Consider the following 21,586-nt stretch of genomic DNA (forward strand, 5'->3'; position numbering starts at 1 on the left):
AAATCCTTATCTGGCAAAAGACTTAATTGATTAGTTCGCTCTAGAGCAAAAACAATTGACAAAAATCGCTAAATGCCTTTCTATATAAGGGTTACATCCCTTATAACCCCCGTCCATTGCATAACACAAACCGAAGAGCCGTTATCAGTTATCAGTTATCAGTGGGTAAGTTATCAGTTATCAGATGTGATTTTTTAAGTGTGCAGTATTAAATAGAATTTTCCTACTGTCTTTTTACTGTTTACTGATCACTGATTACTGATCACTGATTGTAGAGTGTCTTTCTTTTCGTAGATGACTTGATATAATTAGCAGACCTAGTTACAATAGAATGCAGACGCACATACTTTAACCCAATGAAAGCAAGGTATCAATACCGTATTTACCCAACAGACCAACAAAAGAGGCTTTTGTCTCAATTGTTTGGGTGTGTGCGTGTCGTCTGGAACGATACCTTAGCTTACTGCCAAGAACTCTATCAACAAGGAGAAAAAAAGCCAAAATATACCGAGTTGTCTAAAAGACTCACTCAGATTAAAAAAACCAAAGAAAAACAGTGGTTAACTGAAGTTTCTTCTATTCCTTTACAACAGTCTTTGAGAGATTTAGAGACAGCCTATTCTAACTTTTTTGCATCTTGTAAGGGAGAAAGGAAGGGAAAGAAAGTAAAACCTCCTAAGTTTAAAAAACGTAAATCTAAACAATCAGCAAGATTTACTGACAATGGTTTTACCATTAATCAACACCACGTTACTTTGGCAAAAATCGGTGATTTAAAAGTCGTTTGGAGTCGTCCATTACCCTCTAAACCTTCTAGCGTTACCGTGATTAAAGATGCAGCGGATCGATACTTTCTTAGTTTCGTTGTCGAGATTCGTCCCGAAACTTTGCCAAATAACGATCAAACCGTAGGGATCGATCTAGGGATTGCCACTTTTGCGACTCTTTCAACAGGAGAAAAGATAGACGCACCAAAACCCTTAAAGAAACGGCTAAAACGGCTTAAAAGAGCATCGGAAAAACCTTTCTAGAAAACAGAAAGGAAGTAAACGACGGGAAAAAGCGAGAAAACGAGTGGCTAAAATCCACGCAAAGATTACAGACACTCGCACTGATTTCTTGCATAAACTATCCACTAAAATTGTTTGTGAGAATCAAACGATAGTTTTAGAGGATTTAAACACATCGGTAATGGTTAAAAATCGGAAGTTATCCCGTGCCATATCAGACTTAGGATGGCGTTCTTTTCGAGATATGCTATCAGCAAAGTCAGATAAATATGGGCGTGATTTTCTGATAATTTCCCGATGGGAGCCAACGTCTCAGCGATGTTCCTGTTGTGGGAATATTGGCGGGAAAAAGGCGTTAAATATCCGTGAGTGGGAATGTTTTTTCTGTGGGACTTTTCATGATCGAGACATCAATGCTGCGGTAAATATCAAGGTCGCCGGTGGGCAATCGGAGACCTCAAAAAACGGACATGGAGGACAGCATAAGACTTCTGTTAAAGAAGCAGCGTCCTGTGAAGCGTCAACCCCATTCAGCGACCATTCTAAAAAGGTGGCGTGGTGAGGAATCACCGTCCGTTTACGGCGGTGAGGATGTCAATATCCCGCAATCAATTACATCATACGATCCTGACGTTCAATTTTCTGCCAAAGTCTCACAAGAGCTATCCCCGGCAGCAGGGAAATCGCCATCGGTAATAAAGTTAACCAACCAAAACCACTGACGAATAGAAGCGTCGCTGAGATCAGCAAAGCACTGATCAGTAAAGTGTAGTTAGTTCCCATTTGAATCATACCCAATCGCCGCAAAAGTCGATCGGATTCGCTGGAACGTACCCGGACACGGATATCACCCCGTTCTAATTTTTCGATCGTATCATCGATGCGTCGGGGTAAACTCAGGGCGGTGCTGCTCACTTGGGCTGCTTGTCGTCCTAACTCATCGAGGATATTACTGCCATTATTTCCTGTCATATCATTTACTAATTGCAGGGCAAAAGGTTGGGCCACTTCCATAAAGTTAAATTCGGGATCGAGTCCTTTGCCTACCCCTTCTAGGGTAGAAAATGCTCGCATGACGAAGGTAAAGGTAGCGGGAAAGCGAAAAGGCTGATCGTAGGCGATTTCATAGAGATCATCGCTGATAGAGGCCACGGATTGCTCCTCAAAGGGTTTATCCATGAAGTTATCGAGCATATACTGGATCGATCGCCGCACTGCTCCCATATCACCATTAGCAGTTAATGCTCCTAAATCCACCAGAGAAGTGACCACGCGATCGGCATCTTTTTGGGCAATTCCCAAGAGAGTCTGCATTAATTTTTCGCGCACGTTGGTTTTAATTTGTCCCATCATGCCGAAATCGTAGAAAATTAGGGAGCCATCACTATCAACGGCAATATTGCCAGGGTGAGGATCTGCGTGAAAAAAGCCGTTATTGAGTAGTTGAATTAGATAGGCTTTTGCCCCTAGTTTAGCCAACAATTTGCGATCGAGTCCGGCCGCTTCTAGGGCTTCATAATGACTGATTTTGATGCCGGGGAGGTATTCTAGGGTTAAAACCCGGGGAGCGGTGTAGCGCCAATAGACTTTCGGTACTTTCACCCAATCTTCCCCGCGAAAATTACGGCGAAAAGTGTCAGCGTTACGACCTTCATTGAGATAATCGGTTTCTTCCCAGAGGATTTTACAGCATTCTTCATAAATACCCGTCCAATCGCGACCTTTACCCCATTTGGGATGATTTTGGAAGTATTGGGCGATTTTTTTTAGGATGGTCAGATCGATACTAAATAATTTTTTTAATCCGGGCCGTTGGACTTTGACCACCACATCTTCCCCGCTCTTCAGTTGGGCCCGGTGAACTTGCCCTAAACTAGCGGCTGCCAGGGGAATAGGATCAAAGCTTTTAAAGAGTTGATTGAGGGGTTTACCGAGGGATACCTCGATAATTTTGCTGGCCTGTTCGTAGGTAAATGCGGGAACCTGATCCTGTAGTTTCGAGAGTTCTTCCACATATTCGAGGGGAAAAAGATCGGCCCGGGTGGAGAACAGTTGACCGACTTTAATAAAAGTCGGTCCCAATTCTAGCATGGTTTCCCGAATCCAAGCGGCTTGTTTTCTGCGTCTGCTGGCGAGTTTTTCCTCGCTATAGCTGCCGTTATAGCTCCATTTTTTACCGTTGAGCCAGAATTGATAAAGTACAGTCAGAACGAATCGCCAAATATCTAGACGACGACGATTGATGGAATAGCTTTCTCGATTCCAACGATAGCTATTTTTGGCGACTTCGAGGGCCGGCATTGCTGGGTTTAACTCTGGGGTAACGGGGACGGGTAGAAAGGCTGACACGCAATTTTTGGGGCTTTAAAGCGACTAAAAGGGGGTTTTGGGTTAATTCTGGTAGTTTTTTAGTTCCGAGCGCAATTGGGCGATTTCGGCGCGCATTTCGTCGATGTTTTCCTGCACATCGGCACTGGAGGAACCACTGGACTCTGTACCAGTATATACTCCCTTTTCCATGGCTTGATCGGCTCTCATTTGCACTTCTTCGACGAATTGCCGCAGGTTTTCCCGTTGTTCGGCATCAAATTTGCCTAATTCGCTTAAAGCGTTGGTAAACGCATCTTCTAGCTGTTCACCGATCACTTCAGCGATCGCTCGTCCGAGGAAAAAGGCGTGAATAACGGGGTTAGTCATAATCTTAAATGGATGTTTTCGCTTCGGGGTTTGTGGACGGGAAAGGCGATAATAGATTCCCTAACTACTAGGTTAGGCGACAGAACCAGAAAAGGCAAATCGTTTTTCTGAAAACGGAGGTGAGACGGGGAGGTTAATCGACAAAATTAGGGGAAAGAAAGGGCGCTAAGGGAGCAAAATCTGGTCCGATCGCGTCGAGAATTATCGCTGAAATCAACCCGATTAGCGAAATAATAGTGTCATCAACAATATCATCCTCAGGAGAGTTAAGATGCTCAGAAAACGTTTATTAATCCCCTTAATATTATCCCTAGTCACTTTTGGTCTAGTGGTGGCCTGTAATTCCGGCACTCCCACCGGTCAAACTAACCCCAGTCCCGCAGAAAACGCCGCCACCGGCGCTATCCCCATCGGCGCAGCTTTGGCTCAAACCAGTAATCTCGCCCTATTGGGACAGGAACAGGTGATCGGTGTCAAGATGGCTGAAACATATTTTAATAAAAAGGGCGGAGTTAATGGAACACCGATTAAAGTTATTATCCAGGATGTGGCCGGGGATGAACAGGGCGCAATCAACGCCATTAATACCCTAATCACCCAAGATAAGGTGGTGGGTATTCTTGGTCCGTCCTTGTCCCAGCAAGCTTTTGCCGCTAGTCCGATCGCCGATCGAGCCAAAGTTCCCATTCTCGGCCCGTCTAACACGGCTAAAGGTATCCCCCAGATCGGTGAATATGTGGGTAGGGTGTCCGCTCCTGTGGCTGTGGTCGCTCCCAATGCGGTTAAAACCGCTTTAAAAATCGATCCCAAGATTAAAAAAGTGGCTGTCTTTTTTGCCCAAAATGATGCTTTTAGTAAATCGGAAACGGAAACTTTTCAAGAAACCCTGAAGAGTTTAAATCTCGATATTGTCACCGTGCAGAAATTCCAAACCACCGATACAGATTTTCAAAACCAAGCCACCGCCGCTATTAATATTAAACCGGATTTAGTGGTTATTTCTGGTTTGGTTGCTGACGGGGGCAATTTGGTCAAACAGTTGCGACAATTAGGCTATCAGGGGTTAATTATTGGTGGCAATGGTTTAAATACTTCTAATATTTTCCCAGTTTGTCAAGCTCAATGTGATGGTATTCTCATCGCTCAAGCTTATAACCCGGAATTAGATAATCCTATTAATCGGGATTTTGTCGCCGCTTATACAGCAGAAAATAAAAAAGCACCGCCCCAATTTACCGCTCAAGCTTTTACGGGAATTCAAGTTTTTGTCGAGGCCTTAAAACGGGTAGATGATAAAAATAAACTCAGTACACTTTCCCTCGAACAAATTCGCCAACAATTAAATCAGGAAATTTTAGCGGGTAAGTATGTCACTGTCTTGGGAGATATTGCTTTTACTCCCGAAGGAGAAATCATTCAGGATAAATTCTCCGTGGCACAAATTAAAATGGATGCCGATGGTAAAAATGGTAAATTTACTTTTGTGAAAAATTAATCAGTAAAGGGTTCTTCTCATTTCTATCTCGTTGCAAGGAACTCCCTTGCAACGCACTTCCAGAGGTTATAGCTCTTGTGTAATACTAAATCCTGTTTAAAGTGTTCAAGAGTGTTAAAGTCGAGTCCAAAATCAACATAATCCTGTTTTGACTTGCAATGTTCTATTCAATTAATTTCTCTAGGGATAGGACAGTATTCGATGGTGGTGTTGGACAAGAATAAAAGAAAAATGTAGGTTGGTTTTCCCTTTCTTCAGAAATTCTTCTTAAGTTTTCCTGTACCATAATTCTTGATCTCAGCTAGTTCTGGAATTTCTGGCGATTATTAGTAGTGAAATTTACAGGAAATGATCACAATTTCTTGATCAGACACGCTATAAACTAGGCGGTGTTCTTTTGTAATGCGTCGTGACCACAATCCTGATAGTTCATGTTTTAATGCTTCTGGTTTTCCTAATCCAGAAAAAGGCTCTCTTTGAACATCTTTAATAAGGCTGACAATTTTAGCGTCAACTTTTTTGTCTGCGATCGCCGATTAGTTAAACTCATCAAAACTTCGGGTTAGAAAGGCGACTTTCCTCATAAGTTAGCAGCATCTACATAAATATAACTATCAGGATTTTTCAGAGAGTCAATGCCTCTTGGAGATGTTGACGGTTAGCTTCTGTGGAAAGCAGATAGTCCGTTTCATCCATTTCAGCAGCTTCTTTAATCAATAAAATCGCTTCGACAACTGTTCCTTCTGGTAAGTCGAGGGGAGGTAAACTAAGTTGACCATTTTTGATGATTGTTCGGTATTTTAGTGCATTCATATAATTTTGCTATTCTTGAGATTTTATTAATTATAGCAGTTTCAACGATAACTTGGCTCTTCTCGTTTCTGTATAGTCTTACCTCGTTGCAAGGGTATCCCTTGTAACACATTTCCAGAGGTTCTAGCTCTTGTGTAACCCATCAGGGAAGGGAGGGAGATCCTCCCTTTTCTCATGCCAAGCTAGAACCTTGGCATGAGACATTAAAAAAGACGGGTTGAACCGTCCGAAAATTTAATCTTTTAATTATTCTGGTTGACCCGATGCTTGTTAATAGTTGGAATTTCTGTATACTTTCTGTAAATGCGCCAAAAGCCTCTAAGTAGGTAGGTGCAATTAATTTTCTAGGGAATTGAGTCACAGCAAGTCTTTCAAGGAGATCCATCTTATATTTAATTCCAACCACCTTAAAGCAATACCCTCCTCGTCCTATTCACAATGAGGAAGACTTAGAAATGATGCAGGAGGTTATTAATTGCCTTTTAGACAAACCCCAATTAACGGCAGAAGAAAGGGAATATCTAAATGTTTTAGGGTCTTTAATTTATGAGTATGAGGAAAATCAAGAGCCAATACCTGATATTTATGGAATTGAATTGTTGAAATTCATATTAGAGGAAAGAAACCTACAAAACCAAGATTTGCTATCTATTTTTGAAAGCAAGTCAACCATGGATAACATTCTTGATGGCCAACAAGAGTTAATACTAAATCCGTTGAGTATATCCTACATATCAGGACAGGCAAAAGGCAATAGGCACTCATGCAAAAGGGGGAATAAATAATCAGTGTTAGTTACAAAAAATGCGTTAGACAGTTAGGCTTATTTCCTGTCTTAACGCATAGGTTAACAGACTAAATTAAAGCCCGATAACGCCCCAAAGCCAGTAGAGGAAAATACTGCTGATAGAAATGATATTTCAGGTAAAAATGACAGGGAAAACCTGTACCGGTGAAGTAATCTTCATCCCATGTCCCATTTTCTTTTTGGGTAACAAGAAGATAGTTAACGCCCTTTTCAATCACTTCTCGCTGATAATTGCCTGTGACTTTCCCGACGGCTAATAAACCGATTAACGCCCAAGCAGTTTGGGAAGCGGTACTATTTCCCTGTCCTTTAAATTTAGGGTTATTGTAACTAAAACAGGTTTCACCCCAACCACCATCAACATTTTGACAACTGCTTAACCAATTGGCTCCTTTTTGCAATTGATGGCGATATTTATTCGGTTCCAGAAAAGCCAAAGCAGATAATGCCCCACTGGTTCCATAAATATAATTTACACCCCAACGACCAAACCAACTACCATCAGCTTCCTGTTCTTTTTCCAGATAATCCAAAGCTTTTTTAACTCGATTTTCCTCCATGTTAACATCACAAGTGCCTAACATTTCTAGAACTCTGGCAGTAACATCAGCCGTATTAGGATCGATCATTGCTTTTAGATCGGCATAGGGCAAAGAATTAAGCCAGTTTTGATCGTTATCGATGTCAAAAGCTCCCCAACCACCAGCTTTACACTGCATAGTAGCCATCCAATTAACTGCCCGTTTCATCACGCTTTTTTTAATATTTTCATCGGGCATTTTAATTAACTCTAAAGCCATCACCACCACTGCCGAATCGTCTAAATCGGGATACCAGCGATTATCAAATTCAAAAGCCCAACCCCCGGGGGTTCCGATTTTATTTTTAATCGCCCAATCGCCATAATCAAGAATTTGTTGATCGATTAACCATTGTCCCGCTTTAATCATAGCTGGATGAGCGGGATTTAGACCGGATTCAATTAGCGATCGAATTACCCAAGCCGTATCCCAAACCGGCGACACACAGGGCTGTACACAATAGGTATTATCTGTCTCAATGGCAAAATTATCCACGGCTTTTAAACCGCGGGCAACAATCGGATCGTCAACACCATAACCTAGGGCTTTTAAAGCTAATAGGGAATTTAACATCGCTGGGATAATTCCTCCCCAATCGCCTGTGTCTTCCTGTCGTTCAATTACCCATTTTTCCGCCGCTTTCAGACTTTCTTGACGGAAGGGAACTAAATCAGTTTTTTCTGCCCATTTAAACAGTCCATCTAACCAGAGAAAAACATCTGACCAATTGTTATTTTTTGGTAACTCATACTTGACATTATTTACCCCTTCTGTATAGAGTTCATCGAGATTAAAACCCATTTTATACACGGGTTTTTTGTCGAAAACAATTAATAAAGGAACCGTACTTCCCCGCGCCCAACTGGACATTTCATAGATAGTAAAAGGGAAACTTTCCGGCAGTAGCATGATCCAAGCGGGGATAGAGGGAACCCCCTGCCAATCGTAACAACCAATCAAAGCGAGGTGCATTTTGGTGAAAATGCGGGTTTTGCTGATGCCACCTTTAGCTAAGATAAATTCTCTAGCTTTTTCTAAAGCACGATCATTAACGGGAATTCCCAATAGTCGCAGCCCCATGTAGGCTTCCACAGTGGTGCTAAGATCGCCACCATCACCATAAAATAACTCCCAAGCGCCGTTAGGACACTGTTGCTGACGCAGATAGGTGGCTGCTTTGTCTAGGGGGCGTTTTTTGTCAGTTTTCCAGATTTTGTGCAGTAAAATTGCTTCTGAGGTGATGGTGACATTAGATTCTAATTCTGCCCACCAGTAACCCTCAGAGTATTGGGTAGAAAGTAAATAATTTTGAGAAAGTTCGATCGCTTTCGCTGTTTTAGCGGCTATTTCGGTGATTTTTTCCTGAATCTGCATTTTTTCCGTTCGACAACCTCTAGGGACCACGAGTGCAAATAATTCATAATTCCCTGAAGACAAAAAGGGTACGAAACTCGCACCCCACCAGATTTATCTTCATTTAACTTACTTTTTCTTTTTGCCTTTAGCGGGCGGATTATCCTTCGCTGCCGGTTCCGGGGCTTTTTCCTCCACTTGCGGGGCTGCTGCCACGGGTTCCGGGGCTTTTTGTCCCATTTGGGCGGCTACTTCGGCGGCGAAATCCGTTTCTTCTTTCTCGATCCCCTCACCTAGTACAAAGCGTTGGAAACGACGCACCTGAATATTTTCTCCCAAAGCGGCGATCGCTTGTTTGAGCAATTCGTCAATACTGATGTTCTGATCGCGGATAAAGGGTTGATCGAGCAGAGAAAGTTCTTTCAAACGTTTTTCAATGCGGCCGGCCACGATTTTTTCTTTGATATTATCGGGTTTATTGGCTAAATCGTCCCGTCCCATCTCAATTTCTTTTTCTTTGGCGGCGATTTCGGCGGGAATATCGGCCACTTTTACATATTCGACGTTAGGACAAGCGGCAATCTGCATCGCCACGTCATTAACCAATTTTTTGAACTCCTCGCGACGGGCGACAAAATCGGTTTCACAGTTCACTTCCACTAAAACACCGATGCGGCTGCCGGTGTGGATGTAACTGCCGATCATCCCTTCTGCCGCTACCCGACTAGCTTTTTTCTCGGCGGAAGTAATCCCTTTTTGACGCAACCATTCGATCGCTTTGGTTATATCCCCCGCGTTTTCCGTCAGCGCCCTCTTGCAATCCATCATGCCGGCGCCGGTCTTTTCCCTAAGTTCTTTAACCTGTTGTGCTGTAATTTCCGCCATAAAATTCCTAACCTACTGCTTATAATTGATCATGCCACGAGAGGGGCAGGTTTGACCGCTCGATAGGTCCGGAAAGTTTCCCCCCGAACCTAGCGGCGATCAATGGCTAATTTTCCCTAGTTATCGTCGTCTCCACTGGCAAATTCGGCGGCGTATTGGGAATAATCACCTTCTTCCTCGTACTCGGTTTCATTATCGTAGTCTTCCTCGTATTCTTCCACCGCTGCTTGACCACCGCGACGACCTTCGATGATCGCATCGCTAATTTTGCCTAAAATCAGTTTGACTGAGCGAATTGCGTCATCGTTGGCGGGAATCGGCACATCTACCAAGTCAGGATCGCAGTTAGTATCCAAGAGGGAGATGATGGGAATGCCCAATTTTTGGCATTCTTGGATAGCGTTGTATTCCCGACGCTGATCGACTACGATGACTAAATCCGGCAGCCGGCGCATGGTTTTAATGCCACCGAGGTATTTTTCCAGTTTGCCCAATTCCCGACGCAGTACCGATGCTTCTTTTTTCGGTCGTTTATCGAGGGCACCGCTATTTTCTAATTCTTCTAATTCTTTGAGTCTTTCTACCCGGCCGCGAATGGTTTCCCAGTTGGTTAACATTCCCCCTAACCAGCGTTGGTTAACGAAGTGGCTACCGCTGCGTAAAGCTTCCTGTTTAATGATTGCTGCCGCTTGCCGTTTCGTACCGATGAATAAAAAGCGTTTACCGCGATCGGCTTCTCCTCGGACAAATTCGTAAGCTTCTTCGATTAATTGGGCAGTTTGCACCAAATCAATGATATGAACCCCATTCCGGGCAGTGTAGATGTACTGGGACATTTTCGGGTTCCAACGGCGCGTTTGATGGCCAAAGTGAACCCCAGACTCTAGCAATTCTGCAAGAGAGACAACGGGCATATTTTTCTCCTTTTCGGGTTTATCCTCCATCTAGGGCTGGATTTCTAGATTCCTAGAAACACCCGATCGCCTAGATGTGCGATTTTTGACAACTTTTCTAGTTTAACATAAGTAGTCGTGCAAAATTAATTTCTTGGTTGGGATAGGAGACGGGAGACAGGACACAGGAGACTCCGAGACAGGAGACTCCGAGACAGGACACAGCTATCAGTTATCAGATTTGAGTTTTAAGTGAGCAGCATTAAATAGAAGTTTCCTACTGTCTTTTCACTGATTAATGATTACTGTTTACTGATCACTGATTACTGTTTACTAATCACAGCAAAAAGTGTTCATGTTAGTGAGCTTGTCGAACTACTGATCTCACGCCGAAGTCTGACGGCTTAGATGTGTAATTAATTTTGCTTAGGTACTTAAAAGAGCGCAATCAGTACCCAGAAAAAATCAACTGCTAGGGGCTTGCTACTGCAATTCCTCAAGTTTTTTCAAAACCGCTTCTGCATGGGCTTTTACCTTGACATTTGACCAAATATAGGCAATATTTCCCCGGGGGTCGATCAGGAAAGTGGATCGTTTAATCCCCATATATTCCTTACCCATAAATTTTTTTAATCCCCAGACTTGATAAATTTCCGCCAGTTGATGATCGGGATCGCTCAATAATTGAATAGTTAAATTGTGTTTTTCAATAAAACGACAGTGGGACTTTTCTGAATCGGGACTAACTCCCAGAATTACCGCATTTAATTGCTGAAATTGCGGCGACAAAGCGGTAAAATCGATCGCTTCTGTGCTGCAGCCCGGAGTGTTATCTTTGGGATAAAAATATAAGACCAACCATTGACCGGCAAAATCTGCTAATTTGCTAATTTCGCCTCTTTGGTTGGGGGTGGCAAATTCGGGGGCTTTTTGTCCAACTTCTAGGGTCATTTTTAGGAGTGTAAAGGCAAGAGTAAGAAAGGAGCGAGGGAGAGGGAAAGCAATAGCCAGACTTGATAGTTAAATCTGGTAAGTTCTGGTTTTTCTGACTCGACTAAAGCATCGATTCTCTCTAATAAACGATTATTTAAAGAATGATCATTGAGAGCGACACAGCAACTATCGGAGAAACTTATTTCCGCTACTTGATTAACTTTTTCTGCCACTAAAAGCAGCGATTCAGCTAATAGTAAATAATCCACTTGTCCAGAAGCGTACTTATCGGCGCGTAATTCCCGCAAGAAGACCAATTCTGACCATAAATTCTCGCTATTGGGCAGCCAAGAAGACATCGATCGCAGCCAACCTAACCAGAAAAACCAGAAAGTGTCATGATATTCTTGGTGAGCTTGTTCGTGGGCTAAAACTGCTTGTAAATGTTCTCGATCTAAGAGATTTAATAATCCTTGGGTTACAATTAATTCCGACTTCCAGAAGCCAACTCTGGCACTGTAGGGAAAATCCACTGCTAAAACTCTCGCCTTCTGAGCGGTGATTTTTTTGAGGGGATAACTGCTAAAATCCCGATGGGTTTGCCAGGTTTGATAGGAGAGTTTTATCAAACAAAATAGAGCAAAAACTAGCCAAATTATAGCACTAAAGTAACTTATTAAACTAGAGTTATAGCCCAACATTTGCCCACGATAGCCCATACAAACCACCGATATAACTGTCATTAACAGCAGCAAAGGAGGAAAGAGAAAGAAAAATAGCGTTATCTGCCAACGACGCTGATAGCTGGGCAGAAACCAACGTAAACCAATGGCGATAGTTAATGCTAGTAATAACATTAAACTGTGCATTAGCGTTCTCTCCGTTGTTGACGAAGGGTATCTAAACGAGAGGCGATTGCTTTTAATTGTTCGACACTAGCAGTATCGAGACTATCGGCAAAAGAAGCCACCACATCCGCATTACCAATAGCCAAAAAACGATGTAATTGTTCGTAGGCTTTAATTGCCTGTGCTTGTTCCTTAGAAACCATCGGTTTCCAGTAGAAAATCCGACCCTGTTTATAACAACTTAACCAGCCTTTATTAGTTAAACGACGCAGTACCGTAGTCACAGAAGTATAGGCCAGATCTCGTTCCGGATCCGCTAAAATGCGATCGTGGACATCCTTAACGCTAACGGGTTCCAATTCCCAGACAATATTGAGAATTTCCGCTTCCAGGGGGCCCAGGGATAACTGTTTTGGTTGATAGGTCGGCAATTGAGCCATAGTCACACAGAAATGAAGATTACTTTCCTGATCATAGCGGCGGATATCGATCGCCTGATAAAATAGCAACGATCCTTTATATTGTCTTTATGTCCACCGAAACTAATTTAACCACAACTACGGGTGCTGATGCCATTGATGTGGCGATCGCTAATGGCATTGATTTTGATGGTTCCCCGATTCCCCCGGCAAAATTGGAACTTTATCACCGGGTAATGGGTTTGGAAGCAGGACGACAAAGAAGCGGGGTTTCTAACACGATGAGATCGCGAATTGTCCGCATCGGGGCCAAACATATCCCCCAAGAGGAGTTAAATCAGCTGTTGTTAGCCGCCGATTTTGCCCCTCTCAAGGAGAAAGAAATCGCTTTTTACCTATAATGTCGGCTTTTCATCTCTCGGTTTCACCTCGGAGATGAAAAGTTCCGCCAGCATAGAACAGCGAAGCACGACTAAGAATAACTCTAATCTATAGTTGCCAATTTAACTTTAGTATGCTAGAGTAGTTTGCGTGGTAGGTCGATAACGCAAAATGTTTGTTTTAGAGTACAAGCTTAGAGGAAAACCATCTCAATATCAAGCCATTGATGAGGCTATTCGGACAGTACAGTTTGTTCGGAATAAATGTCTTAGATATTGGGAAGACAATAAAGGTGTAGGACAAAAGGATGTATATAAATATGTCACTCAATTAAGAAGTGAATACCCTTTTGTTCAAGACCTTAACTCTACAGCTTGTCAACAGGCTTGCGAACGGACTTGGACTGCTATTCTTAGGTTCTATAACAATTGCCAGAACCAAATCGCTGGTAAGAAAGGATATCCTAAATACTCTAAACGTACTCATTCTGTTGAGTTTAAAAAGTCAGGTTGGAAACTTAATCGAAATTCCAAGAGAATAACTTTCACTGATGGAAAAAATATTGGGGAGTTAAAACTAATTGGTAGTCGAGACTTGTTGGATTTTCAAGAATGGCAAATTCAACGGATAAGAATAGTTAAAAGGGCTGATGGATATTATTGCCAGTTAATGCTAAAACTCGATGCTAGAGATATAACCCCACAATTAGAATCGACGGGTCATTGCGTAGGATTAGATATGGGGTTAAAATATCTTTATGCTGACAGCAACGGGAATACAGTAGAGCCTCCTAAGTATTATCGAAAAGCCGAGAAGCGTCTTAATAAACTGAATAGAAGAAAGTCGAAAAAGTTTAAGAGAGGACAAAAGCAGTCTAATAACTACAAAAAAGCTAGTCAAAAATACGCCAAGGGACATTTAAAAGTAAGTAGGCAACGAGAAGAGTTTGCTAAAAAATTGGCACTCCGTTTAATTCAGTCAAACGACTTGATAGCTTACGAAGATTTAAAAGTCAAGAACCTTGTGCGTAATCGAAAACTAGCTAAGAGTATTAATGATGCGGGTTGGTCGCAATTAAGAAAATGGATAGAGTATTTTGGTATTAAATACGGCCGATTAACTATTGCAGTTAATCCAGCCTATACAAGTCAAGAATGCCTTAATTGTGGTCGGTTAGTCAAAAAGTCTCTATCAGTCAGAACTCATGTTTGTTTGTGTGGGTATATAGAAGATAGGGACAAGATGGCGGCATTAAATATACTCAAAAAAGCTACGATAGGGCATATCGGAAGCTGGTCGTCAGACCTAAACGCTTGGGGAAATTTAAGCTCTATTTTGGTTGGTAGAAATACCTGCTAAGACAACTTGAGTCAGTGAACCAAGAATCCCTCGCTTTTAGCGACGGGAGTGTCAATATCTCAAGTAGTCAAATTTTTGCTCACCATTTTTCGCCTAGACTGCTTGCGGTTAACCGGATTGTTGGGGAAATTCGGCAGGGAGTCTAGGTTGCTCTAATGCTCAAGGACACCTCGAATAAAAGATTTTGTTAACAAACTGTTGGTCGAGGAAATCTCCTTGATCTACATTGATGAAGAGGGAATTATTTTCAAGAACTAACAAGGCGCTCCGGCCCTCAAAATTCGATTTTTCGAGGTAGCCTAGACATAACGCCTTGGTTATTGCCTAAAATTAACCTTTTTTTGCCCATCAATTTAAAAACTTGCTTTTTTTTGATCATCTTAGCCTAGAGGACTGAGTAGTATGAGTTACAGCAAAGTTGATTTGTTAATTTTGTCCATCAGTGTAATCTGGGTTAAATCTCTCACTTTTTCCCGTTATCAATTACTCAAGGGGTAGCTCGATCAATTGGACTTATTGAGAAAATCTTCGCACTAATTGAGAATAAACCAAGGTTTGATCAGGGTTTCAGGCGGTGAAATGCTGAAGTAAATCTATTTTTCGAGGTACCCCCAAGAGGATCGATAACCACTGATTCCGAGCCAGTAATGATACACTAGGCATGATTTAATTACAAACCTCGATCGCAAAAGGAAATAAATATCGATGAAAGCCATGATTTTGGCGGCTGGCAAAGGAACTCGCGTCCGTCCGATTACCCATACGATTCCCAAACCCCTGATCCCGATTTTACAAAAGCCGGTGATGGAGTTTTTGTTGGAACTGTTGCGACAGCATGGCTTTGATCAGATCATGGTCAATGTTAGTCATTTAGCCGAAGAAATTGAGAGTTATTTCCGCGATGGTCAGCGTTTTGGGGTGCATATCGGCTATTCTTTCGAGGGTAGAATCGAAGAGGGCGAGTTAATCGGTGATGCCCTGGGATCGGCGGGCGGTTTACGACGAATTCAAGATTTTAATCCCTTTTTTGACGATACTTTTGTGGTTCTCTGTGGTGATGCGCTGATCGATCTTGATTTAACCGCAGCCGTTAAATGGCATCGGGAAAAGGGAGCGATCGCCACTATTGTCACCAAAACCGTCCCCAGAGAGGAAGTATCCAGTTATGGGGTGGTAGTTAGCGACGAGGAGGGACGGATTCTCAGTTTCCAAGAAAAACCGGCCATCGATGAAGCTTTAAGTACCTGCATTAACACGGGTATCTATATTTTTGAGCCAGAAATCATTGATTTTATTCCCCCTAATAGTAAATACGACATCGGGGGCGAATTATTCCCCGAATTAGTCGCTAAAGCTGCGCCTTTCTACGCTTTAAACATGGATTTTGAATGGGTGGATATCGGTAAAGTCCCCGACTACTGGCAGGCAATTCGCGGGGTGTTATCCCGGAAAATTAAAAATGTTGCTATCCCCGGCATCGAAGTTAAACCGGGCATCTACACGGGCTTAAATGTGGGGGTAAACTGGGAGCGAGTCGATATCACCGGACCTGTGTATATCGGGGCAATGACGCGCATTGAAGACGGGGCGAAAATTGTCGGTCCGAGTATGATTGGCCCGAATTGTTGGATTTGTGGCGGCGCAACGGTGGATAATAGCGTTATTTTTGAATATTCTCGCCTCGGTTCAGGGGCGCGTTTGGTGGATAAGTTGGTCTTTGGGCGCTACTGTGTTGATAAAACCGGCGCGGCGATCGATGTGGAAGCGGCAGCCTTGGATTGGTTGATTACCGATACCCGCAAGGTTCTCCCAGAGTTTGATCACCCTAAACATCAGGCAATTCGTTCTTTATTCAATGGCAAGTAGGCAACACCCCAACAGGGAAACCACTTCGCGCGCGTTGTGAGGGAGAAGGGAGAGGGGAAAACAAATAAAAATAGTCTCCTGAATACTGTCTCCTGACTCCTGAATACTGTCTCCCCAAAACGAAAACTTCCTACCTCACCACATATCATGTTTGATTCTCCTGTTGATCTTCTCATTCTCTCTAATGGTCCGGGAGAAATATCTACATGGGTGCGTCCAGTTGTCAAGAGATTGCGACAAAACTTAACAGAAGATCGATCACTGTTGCGGATTTCGGTGATTCTTTCCCCTTGTACTCATTCTATGGGGGCGGAAACGGAAGTAGTTAGGAAATATCCAGAGGTCGATCGAGTCCAGTCGCCAGAAAACTTCTTTAATTTTCTTTTCTGGGGAAAAACCGCCGATAATTGGGATTGGCACCCCAAGGGCATCGTTTTATTTTTAGGGGGCGATCAATTTTTTGCCCTCACCATCGGTAAACGTTTGGGTTATCGCACCGTTATCTATGCGGAATGGGAAGCGCGTTGGTATCGGGGGATCGATCGCTTTGCCGTGATGAATACAAGTGTATTAAATAATATTCCCCAACAATATCAGCATAAATTTACCGTTATCGGCGATTTAATGGTGGATTTGCCCAATGCTATCACCCCTGATGACGCTACCTTAATTGCACTTCTCCCGGGTTCCAAACCCTCGAAATTAGCTCAGGGTGTACCCCTAACCCTAGCCATTGCCGAAAAGATACACGCGCAGGATTCCAGGACTAAATTCTTAATTCCCGTCGCTCCTACCCTAAATTTAGCTTATTTGGCGAAATTTGCCGATCCTAGCTATAATCCGATGATCACTAAAACCGGTTGGAGTGCTGCCAAATTAAAAAACGGTGAAAAACCCTATCTAGAAACAGATAAGGGGGTAAAAGTTGACCTAATTACCGATTTTCCCGCCCATAACCAGCTTTCTCGCTGTCATTTAGCTTTAACGACGGTGGGTGCTAATACTGCCGAATTAGGAGCGCTGGCAATCCCGATGATTATTTTACTACCGACTCAGCAACTAGACGCGATGCGGACTTGGGACGGTTTACCCGGTTTATTAGCCCAACTGCCGGGGGTGGGTTCTTTATTTGCTAAGATAATTAATCTCTATATGTTGCGGAAAAAGCGTTTATATGCCTGGCCAAATATTTGGGCCGCTGCCGAAATTGTTCCGGAATTATTGGGGGAATTACAACCAGAAGAAGTGGCAAATATGGCTATATCTTGGTTAGAAAATCCCCAACAATTAGAGGCTATCCGGCAAAAATTGCGGGCAGTGCGCGGACAAGCAGGAGCAGTGGATAAGTTAGTATCTATTATTGCTGAACAACTGTCTAGTTTCTAATCAATTAGAGAATTAAGCTTGTTGGTAGAGAGGATCAATTTCGATTAATTTATTAACAGTTTGATAAAATTCCTGCTGATAAAATTCCCGTTGATTGCTGTCGAGAGCATTAATTAATTGTTCTTGACAGTAGCGACGATATTCCATTAAACTAATTTTTTCCAGAGCTATAATAGCATCTTTAATTTGTTCTTCTGGTTGAAATACTGCTTGACTGGTGTGTTCGCTTAGGTGAAATAAAGAATTAAAATCACGATTTTTGTCTGTAGTTATCATCAATAAATGATTCTGTAAAGCTGACATCAAATCTCTTGGGTTAGTAATTTGGGTTTCTAGCTCTAGAATTACTTGCCATAACCAACGATAATCAGGGACATTAAAAATTAAATCTTTTTCATCCAAAGATTCTAAAATCATTTCCCGATATTCAGAGCGATGCAGATAGATTAATAATAATAACCATTCGGCTGTTTCTGAGCCGTTTTTTTCGGATTTATCTAAAATATTTTTCCTCTTAATTGCCGGGGATTTTCCCAGAGGTTTATTAACCTGTTTGGAGAGATTTTTTAAAATATATGGCAAACGAGTCGCATCTTTTTGAGCCAAAATTTCAGCACAATAATCTAGATAAAAAGTGCGTTGATTGCTATCGATTAACTTTTGCAGTAAACTCACCATACTATTGGCTACTTGTTGAAAATGTAGTCCCTGTTTTAAATCTTTATTAACCAACATTTGCGAGATTTGCCAATCAATCCAAGAAGGAGATTTTTCGATTAGTTCTCGATAACTATTCACCCCGTCAGCACGAGATTTAAGAAATTCATCGGCATCTTTACCATCGGGAAGATTGAGGATTTTTAGGTTAACTTGTCCTGAATAAACTAGGGAGTTAATTTCCTCGATCGCCCTTTGTGTCGCTTTAATTCCCGCTTGATCAGCATCAAAATTAAAGATTATTTGTTTACTTTCACTGTAGCGCAAAAGTAATTTAATTTGCTCTTGACTTAAAGCTGTTCCTAAACAGGCAACCACATTACTAATACCAGTAGCATGGAGAGCGATCGCATCAAAATAACCCTCGACAACTATCGCTAAATCTTGCTGAATAATTGCCTGTTTAGCTCGATCGAGAGCAAAGAGAGTTTTTCCCTTTTCAAATAGAGGAGTATCGGGAGAATTTAGATACTTTGGCTGCTCATTACCTAAAGTGCGACTACCAAAAGCGATCGCTCGTCCTTGACTATCAAAAATAGGAATCATTAAACGATCTCGAAATTGATCGTAATAACCACTACCATTTTGACGCGCTTTAATTAATCCCGCTTGTGCCACTAAAGCCACAGGATAGCGCTTTTGTTCCACTAAATAACGATAGAGAGTTTCCCAACCTTCCGGAGAATATCCCAGTTGAAAATTAGCGATAGTTTCTGCGGTTAGTTGTCGTTGTACCTTAAGATAATCTAACGCTTTTTCCCCTTGAGGTTGACTAAGGGCGTGTTGATAAAAACTCACCGCCACGGCCATTATTTCGTATAATTGTTCCTTGAGGGATAATTTCTGTTCTAATTCCTGACGCTGTTCTACTGCCAGAGTTTTAATCGGGATTTGATACCTTCTAGCAAGATCGAAAACCACTTCACTAAAAGATTGTTTCCCCACCTCCATAAGAAATTTAATCCCGTTTCCCCCCGCACCACAGCCAAAACAGTAATACATTTGTTTGGCAGGACTAACCGTAAAACTAGGGGATTTTTCCTCGTGAAAAGGACATAAACCGACGTATTCCCGTCCCCTTTTTTTGAGGACGACTCTCTCGGAAATTAAATCCACAATATCAATTCTTTGTTTAACTTCTTCGATCGTGTCCGGATGTAGTCGCGGTGTATCCATAATCAGTTATCAGGAGTCAGTTATCAGTTATCAGTTATCAGTTATCAGGAGATTTGCTTTTATTTATTCTCCCCGTCTCCCCAATTCATCATTCATCATTCATAATTCATAATTCCCACTCCCCTCTCCTTCTCCCCCATCTCCCCACTGCGATGGCGGCATTTTGTCCTCCGAACCCGAAACTAAGAACGTAGGTTGGGTTGAAGCATGAAACCCAACACCCGCTCATGTTACGCTACCCCTAACCCATCCTACAAATAATTGGGCTCTCTTCTTCTTTGTGTGATAAGTTTAACTTATATAGGAGCGCTCAATCTTTGTGTCCTTTGTGTCTTTGTGGTTCCTTCCACTCGCTCGCCAGCAGGACTGTATCTTAGAATACATTTTACCCACCAAACCTAAGAGAGCCATAATTGTGCCTCCCTACTTATATTAAGTGAGCAGTATTAAATAAGAAGTTTCCCACCGTCTTTGTTTACCGATCGCTGATCACTGAAAAATCTCCCCAACACCTAACACCCCCACTAAGGCCCTTTTTGACTCCTGGAAATTCGCACCCATAAGTAATAAGAAAGGACTTGACTTTGGCGGCGGCTTGTGCTATGCTTTTCTCATAATGGGAATCCGTGCCAATTTTTGCAAGTTCAAATATTCCCATTATGAATAAAATCTTTTAAAAATATTATCTCAAAATCTCCCGACAAAAGCCAGCAAAATTTCGCCCATAATTGTTAAGTTTTGTTAAAAAGAAATGCAGAGACGGGCAAGGAAAGAACTGGTTACTGATCACTGAAAAACTTCCCCACTGCGATAGCTGCATTTTGTCCTCCGAAACCGAAACTAAGACAGAGACAATTGTGCAGGGAAAAATTAACAGCCGATCTAGTTAAATTTAACTGAAAAGGCGACTCGCGCACACCGACACAGGGGGGAATTAGCTGATTTTTCAGAGCCATTAAACAAAAAGCCACACCTAACGCGCCCGAAGCCCCTAAAGTGTGTCCTGTTGCCCCTTTTGTCGAGCTTACAGCCACTTGCGAGCCAAAAATGCTGGCGATCAGGTTTGCCTCCCGTTCATCGTTTAAACGCGTGCTAGTGCCGTGGGGGTGAATGTAATTAATTTCATCTTTTCTTAATTGACTTCTGTGCAAACATAGTTCTACGGCTTTGGTAGCACTACGATTATTCACCGCCGGGGCGCTGACATGATCGGCATCGCAGCTAAAACCATAGCCCAAAATTTGCCCGTAGATGGGGGCATTTCTGCTTAAAGCCAGTTCTTCCGATTCAAGGACTAAAATCGCCCCACCTTCGCCCAAAACCAAGCCCTCCCTAGCTATATCAAAAGGATAACAGCCCGTTTTCGCCAAAGCTCCAATCTGTTCAAATCCCACCAGAGTTAAGGGAGTGATCGGGGTTTCGATCGCCCCGGCTAAAACTCGATCGCATTCTCCCATAGTAATTAATTCTACACCCTGAGCGATCGACCAGATGCCCGTGGCACAGGCCGCCATGGGTGCTAACACTGGGGCGCCGGTTTCTATCAATCTAGCGGTCAATACCGAGGCGCGATCGGGTAAACTATCTAACCAGTTTTCTACTATTCCCGTCGCTGCCATCCGTTCCCATAAACCCTGACAACCGCGACTAGAACCGATAGTGACACCACAATCCTTTAAGGGAGGCGTTAATTGAGCGTCTTCAAGGGCGGCAATCAGGGCAATTTTGGTTAAATCCTCTAAAAATGCTGGTTTGTGACCGATTAAACCCAAGGGTAATGCGGGTAAATCAGAAAAGGGTTGTTGCCTAGTTATACCAGTTTTGCCCTCTAGTAATCTTTGCCAACTCTGACTTAAATTTCCCAGAGAACTGATCAACCCAATTCCCGTCACCACAACATTCATTTATCAGTTATCAGTTATCAGTTATCAGTTATCGGAATATTAAATGATTGGGTGGGTGACGG

At 42.6% G+C, this 21,586-nt stretch carries 17 protein-coding genes and 2 pseudogenes; 7 read left to right on the forward strand and 12 right to left on the reverse strand.

From position 1 onward, the window contains the following. The first annotated feature begins 356 nt into the window (after window positions 1-356). Window positions 357-1,572: pseudogene (locus IM456_RS14100) on the forward strand (RNA-guided endonuclease InsQ/TnpB family protein). Window positions 1,573-1,622: 50 nt separating this feature from the next. On the opposite strand, the gene IM456_RS14105 reads toward IM456_RS14100, so the two are convergent. Both IM456_RS14105 and IM456_RS14110 read right to left on the reverse strand, forming a co-directional pair. Then, a complete protein-coding gene (locus IM456_RS14105) occupies window positions 1,623-3,311 on the reverse strand; it encodes an ABC1 kinase family protein (protein WP_287692040.1) in 1,689 nt (562 codons plus the stop codon). A gap of 90 nt (window positions 3,312-3,401) precedes the next feature. Further along, window positions 3,402-3,707, reverse strand: a complete 306-nt coding sequence (locus tag IM456_RS14110) for a DUF6825 family protein (protein WP_147071563.1) — start codon at window positions 3,705-3,707, stop codon at window positions 3,402-3,404. A 271-nt stretch (window positions 3,708-3,978) separates the two neighbouring features. On the opposite strand from IM456_RS14110, the gene IM456_RS14115 reads away from it, so the two are divergent. Then, window positions 3,979-5,202: an ABC transporter substrate-binding protein gene (locus IM456_RS14115; protein ID WP_287692019.1), complete on the forward strand. Its 1,224-nt coding sequence runs from the start codon at window positions 3,979-3,981 to the stop codon at window positions 5,200-5,202. Between the two features lie 326 nt (window positions 5,203-5,528). Here IM456_RS14115 and IM456_RS14120 read toward each other — a convergent pair whose 3' ends face one another. Both IM456_RS14120 and IM456_RS14125 read right to left on the reverse strand, forming a co-directional pair. Further along, entirely contained in the window at window positions 5,529-5,732 is a 204-nt protein-coding gene (locus tag IM456_RS14120; protein WP_149985791.1) for a Txe/YoeB family addiction module toxin, read from the reverse strand. Window positions 5,733-5,782: 50 nt separating this feature from the next. Beyond that, window positions 5,783-6,015, reverse strand: a pseudogene (locus tag IM456_RS14125) (hypothetical protein). Between the two features lie 383 nt (window positions 6,016-6,398). On the opposite strand from IM456_RS14125, the gene IM456_RS14130 reads away from it, so the two are divergent. After that, a complete protein-coding gene (locus tag IM456_RS14130) occupies window positions 6,399-6,800 on the forward strand; it encodes a helix-turn-helix domain-containing protein (protein ID WP_253881050.1) in 402 nt (133 codons plus the stop codon). A 70-nt stretch (window positions 6,801-6,870) separates the two neighbouring features. Here IM456_RS14130 and shc read toward each other — a convergent pair whose 3' ends face one another. The 6 genes from shc to IM456_RS14160 all read right to left on the reverse strand — a co-directional run bounded on the left by shc (window position 6,871) and on the right by IM456_RS14160 (window position 12,825). Further along, entirely contained in the window at window positions 6,871-8,778 is a 1,908-nt protein-coding gene (gene shc / locus IM456_RS14135) for a squalene--hopene cyclase (RefSeq protein WP_287692022.1), read from the reverse strand. 108 nt (window positions 8,779-8,886) lie between these two features. Then, entirely contained in the window at window positions 8,887-9,642 is a 756-nt protein-coding gene (tsf, locus tag IM456_RS14140; RefSeq protein WP_002753383.1) for a translation elongation factor Ts, read from the reverse strand. 116 nt (window positions 9,643-9,758) lie between these two features. Continuing rightward, window positions 9,759-10,556: a 30S ribosomal protein S2 gene (gene rpsB / locus IM456_RS14145; protein WP_079210095.1), complete on the reverse strand. Its 798-nt coding sequence runs from the start codon at window positions 10,554-10,556 to the stop codon at window positions 9,759-9,761. Window positions 10,557-11,018: 462 nt separating this feature from the next. Next, on the reverse strand, window positions 11,019-11,486 hold the full coding sequence (gene bcp, locus IM456_RS14150; protein ID WP_149985767.1) for a thioredoxin-dependent thiol peroxidase: 468 nt from the start codon (window positions 11,484-11,486) through the stop codon (window positions 11,019-11,021). Between the two features lie 2 nt (window positions 11,487-11,488). Beyond that, a complete protein-coding gene (locus IM456_RS14155; RefSeq protein WP_149985766.1) occupies window positions 11,489-12,337 on the reverse strand; it encodes a M56 family metallopeptidase in 849 nt (282 codons plus the stop codon). After that, window positions 12,337-12,825, reverse strand: a complete 489-nt coding sequence (locus IM456_RS14160) for a BlaI/MecI/CopY family transcriptional regulator (RefSeq protein ID WP_002777269.1) — start codon at window positions 12,823-12,825, stop codon at window positions 12,337-12,339. The genes IM456_RS14155 and IM456_RS14160 overlap by 1 nt, the downstream gene beginning before the upstream one ends. A gap of 20 nt (window positions 12,826-12,845) precedes the next feature. Between IM456_RS14160 and IM456_RS14165 the strand changes: the two genes are divergently transcribed. The 4 genes from IM456_RS14165 to IM456_RS14180 all read left to right on the forward strand — a co-directional run bounded on the left by IM456_RS14165 (window position 12,846) and on the right by IM456_RS14180 (window position 17,727). Further along, a complete protein-coding gene (locus IM456_RS14165; protein WP_002732452.1) occupies window positions 12,846-13,136 on the forward strand; it encodes a small RNA NsiR4-regulated ssr1528 family protein in 291 nt (96 codons plus the stop codon). 151 nt (window positions 13,137-13,287) lie between these two features. After that, on the forward strand, window positions 13,288-14,475 hold the full coding sequence (locus IM456_RS14170) for an RNA-guided endonuclease InsQ/TnpB family protein (RefSeq protein ID WP_149985765.1): 1,188 nt from the start codon (window positions 13,288-13,290) through the stop codon (window positions 14,473-14,475). Window positions 14,476-15,180: 705 nt separating this feature from the next. Beyond that, window positions 15,181-16,341, forward strand: coding sequence for a nucleotidyltransferase family protein (locus IM456_RS14175; protein ID WP_012267092.1), 1,161 nt, complete (start codon window positions 15,181-15,183; stop codon window positions 16,339-16,341). A 147-nt stretch (window positions 16,342-16,488) separates the two neighbouring features. Then, window positions 16,489-17,727: a glycosyltransferase family protein gene (locus tag IM456_RS14180; protein ID WP_287692025.1), complete on the forward strand. Its 1,239-nt coding sequence runs from the start codon at window positions 16,489-16,491 to the stop codon at window positions 17,725-17,727. Between the two features lie 12 nt (window positions 17,728-17,739). Here the strand turns inward: IM456_RS14180 and dnaG are convergent, their stop codons facing one another. Both dnaG and IM456_RS14190 read right to left on the reverse strand, forming a co-directional pair. Continuing rightward, entirely contained in the window at window positions 17,740-19,620 is a 1,881-nt protein-coding gene (gene dnaG / locus IM456_RS14185) for a DNA primase (protein ID WP_287692027.1), read from the reverse strand. 779 nt (window positions 19,621-20,399) lie between these two features. Continuing rightward, a complete protein-coding gene (locus tag IM456_RS14190) occupies window positions 20,400-21,524 on the reverse strand; it encodes a beta-ketoacyl-ACP synthase (protein ID WP_149985761.1) in 1,125 nt (374 codons plus the stop codon). Window positions 21,525-21,586 lie beyond the last annotated feature (62 nt).

The organism is Microcystis sp. M079S1 (genome assembly GCF_020246425.1).
GTDB lineage: Bacteria > Cyanobacteriota > Cyanobacteriia > Cyanobacteriales > Microcystaceae > Microcystis > Microcystis aeruginosa.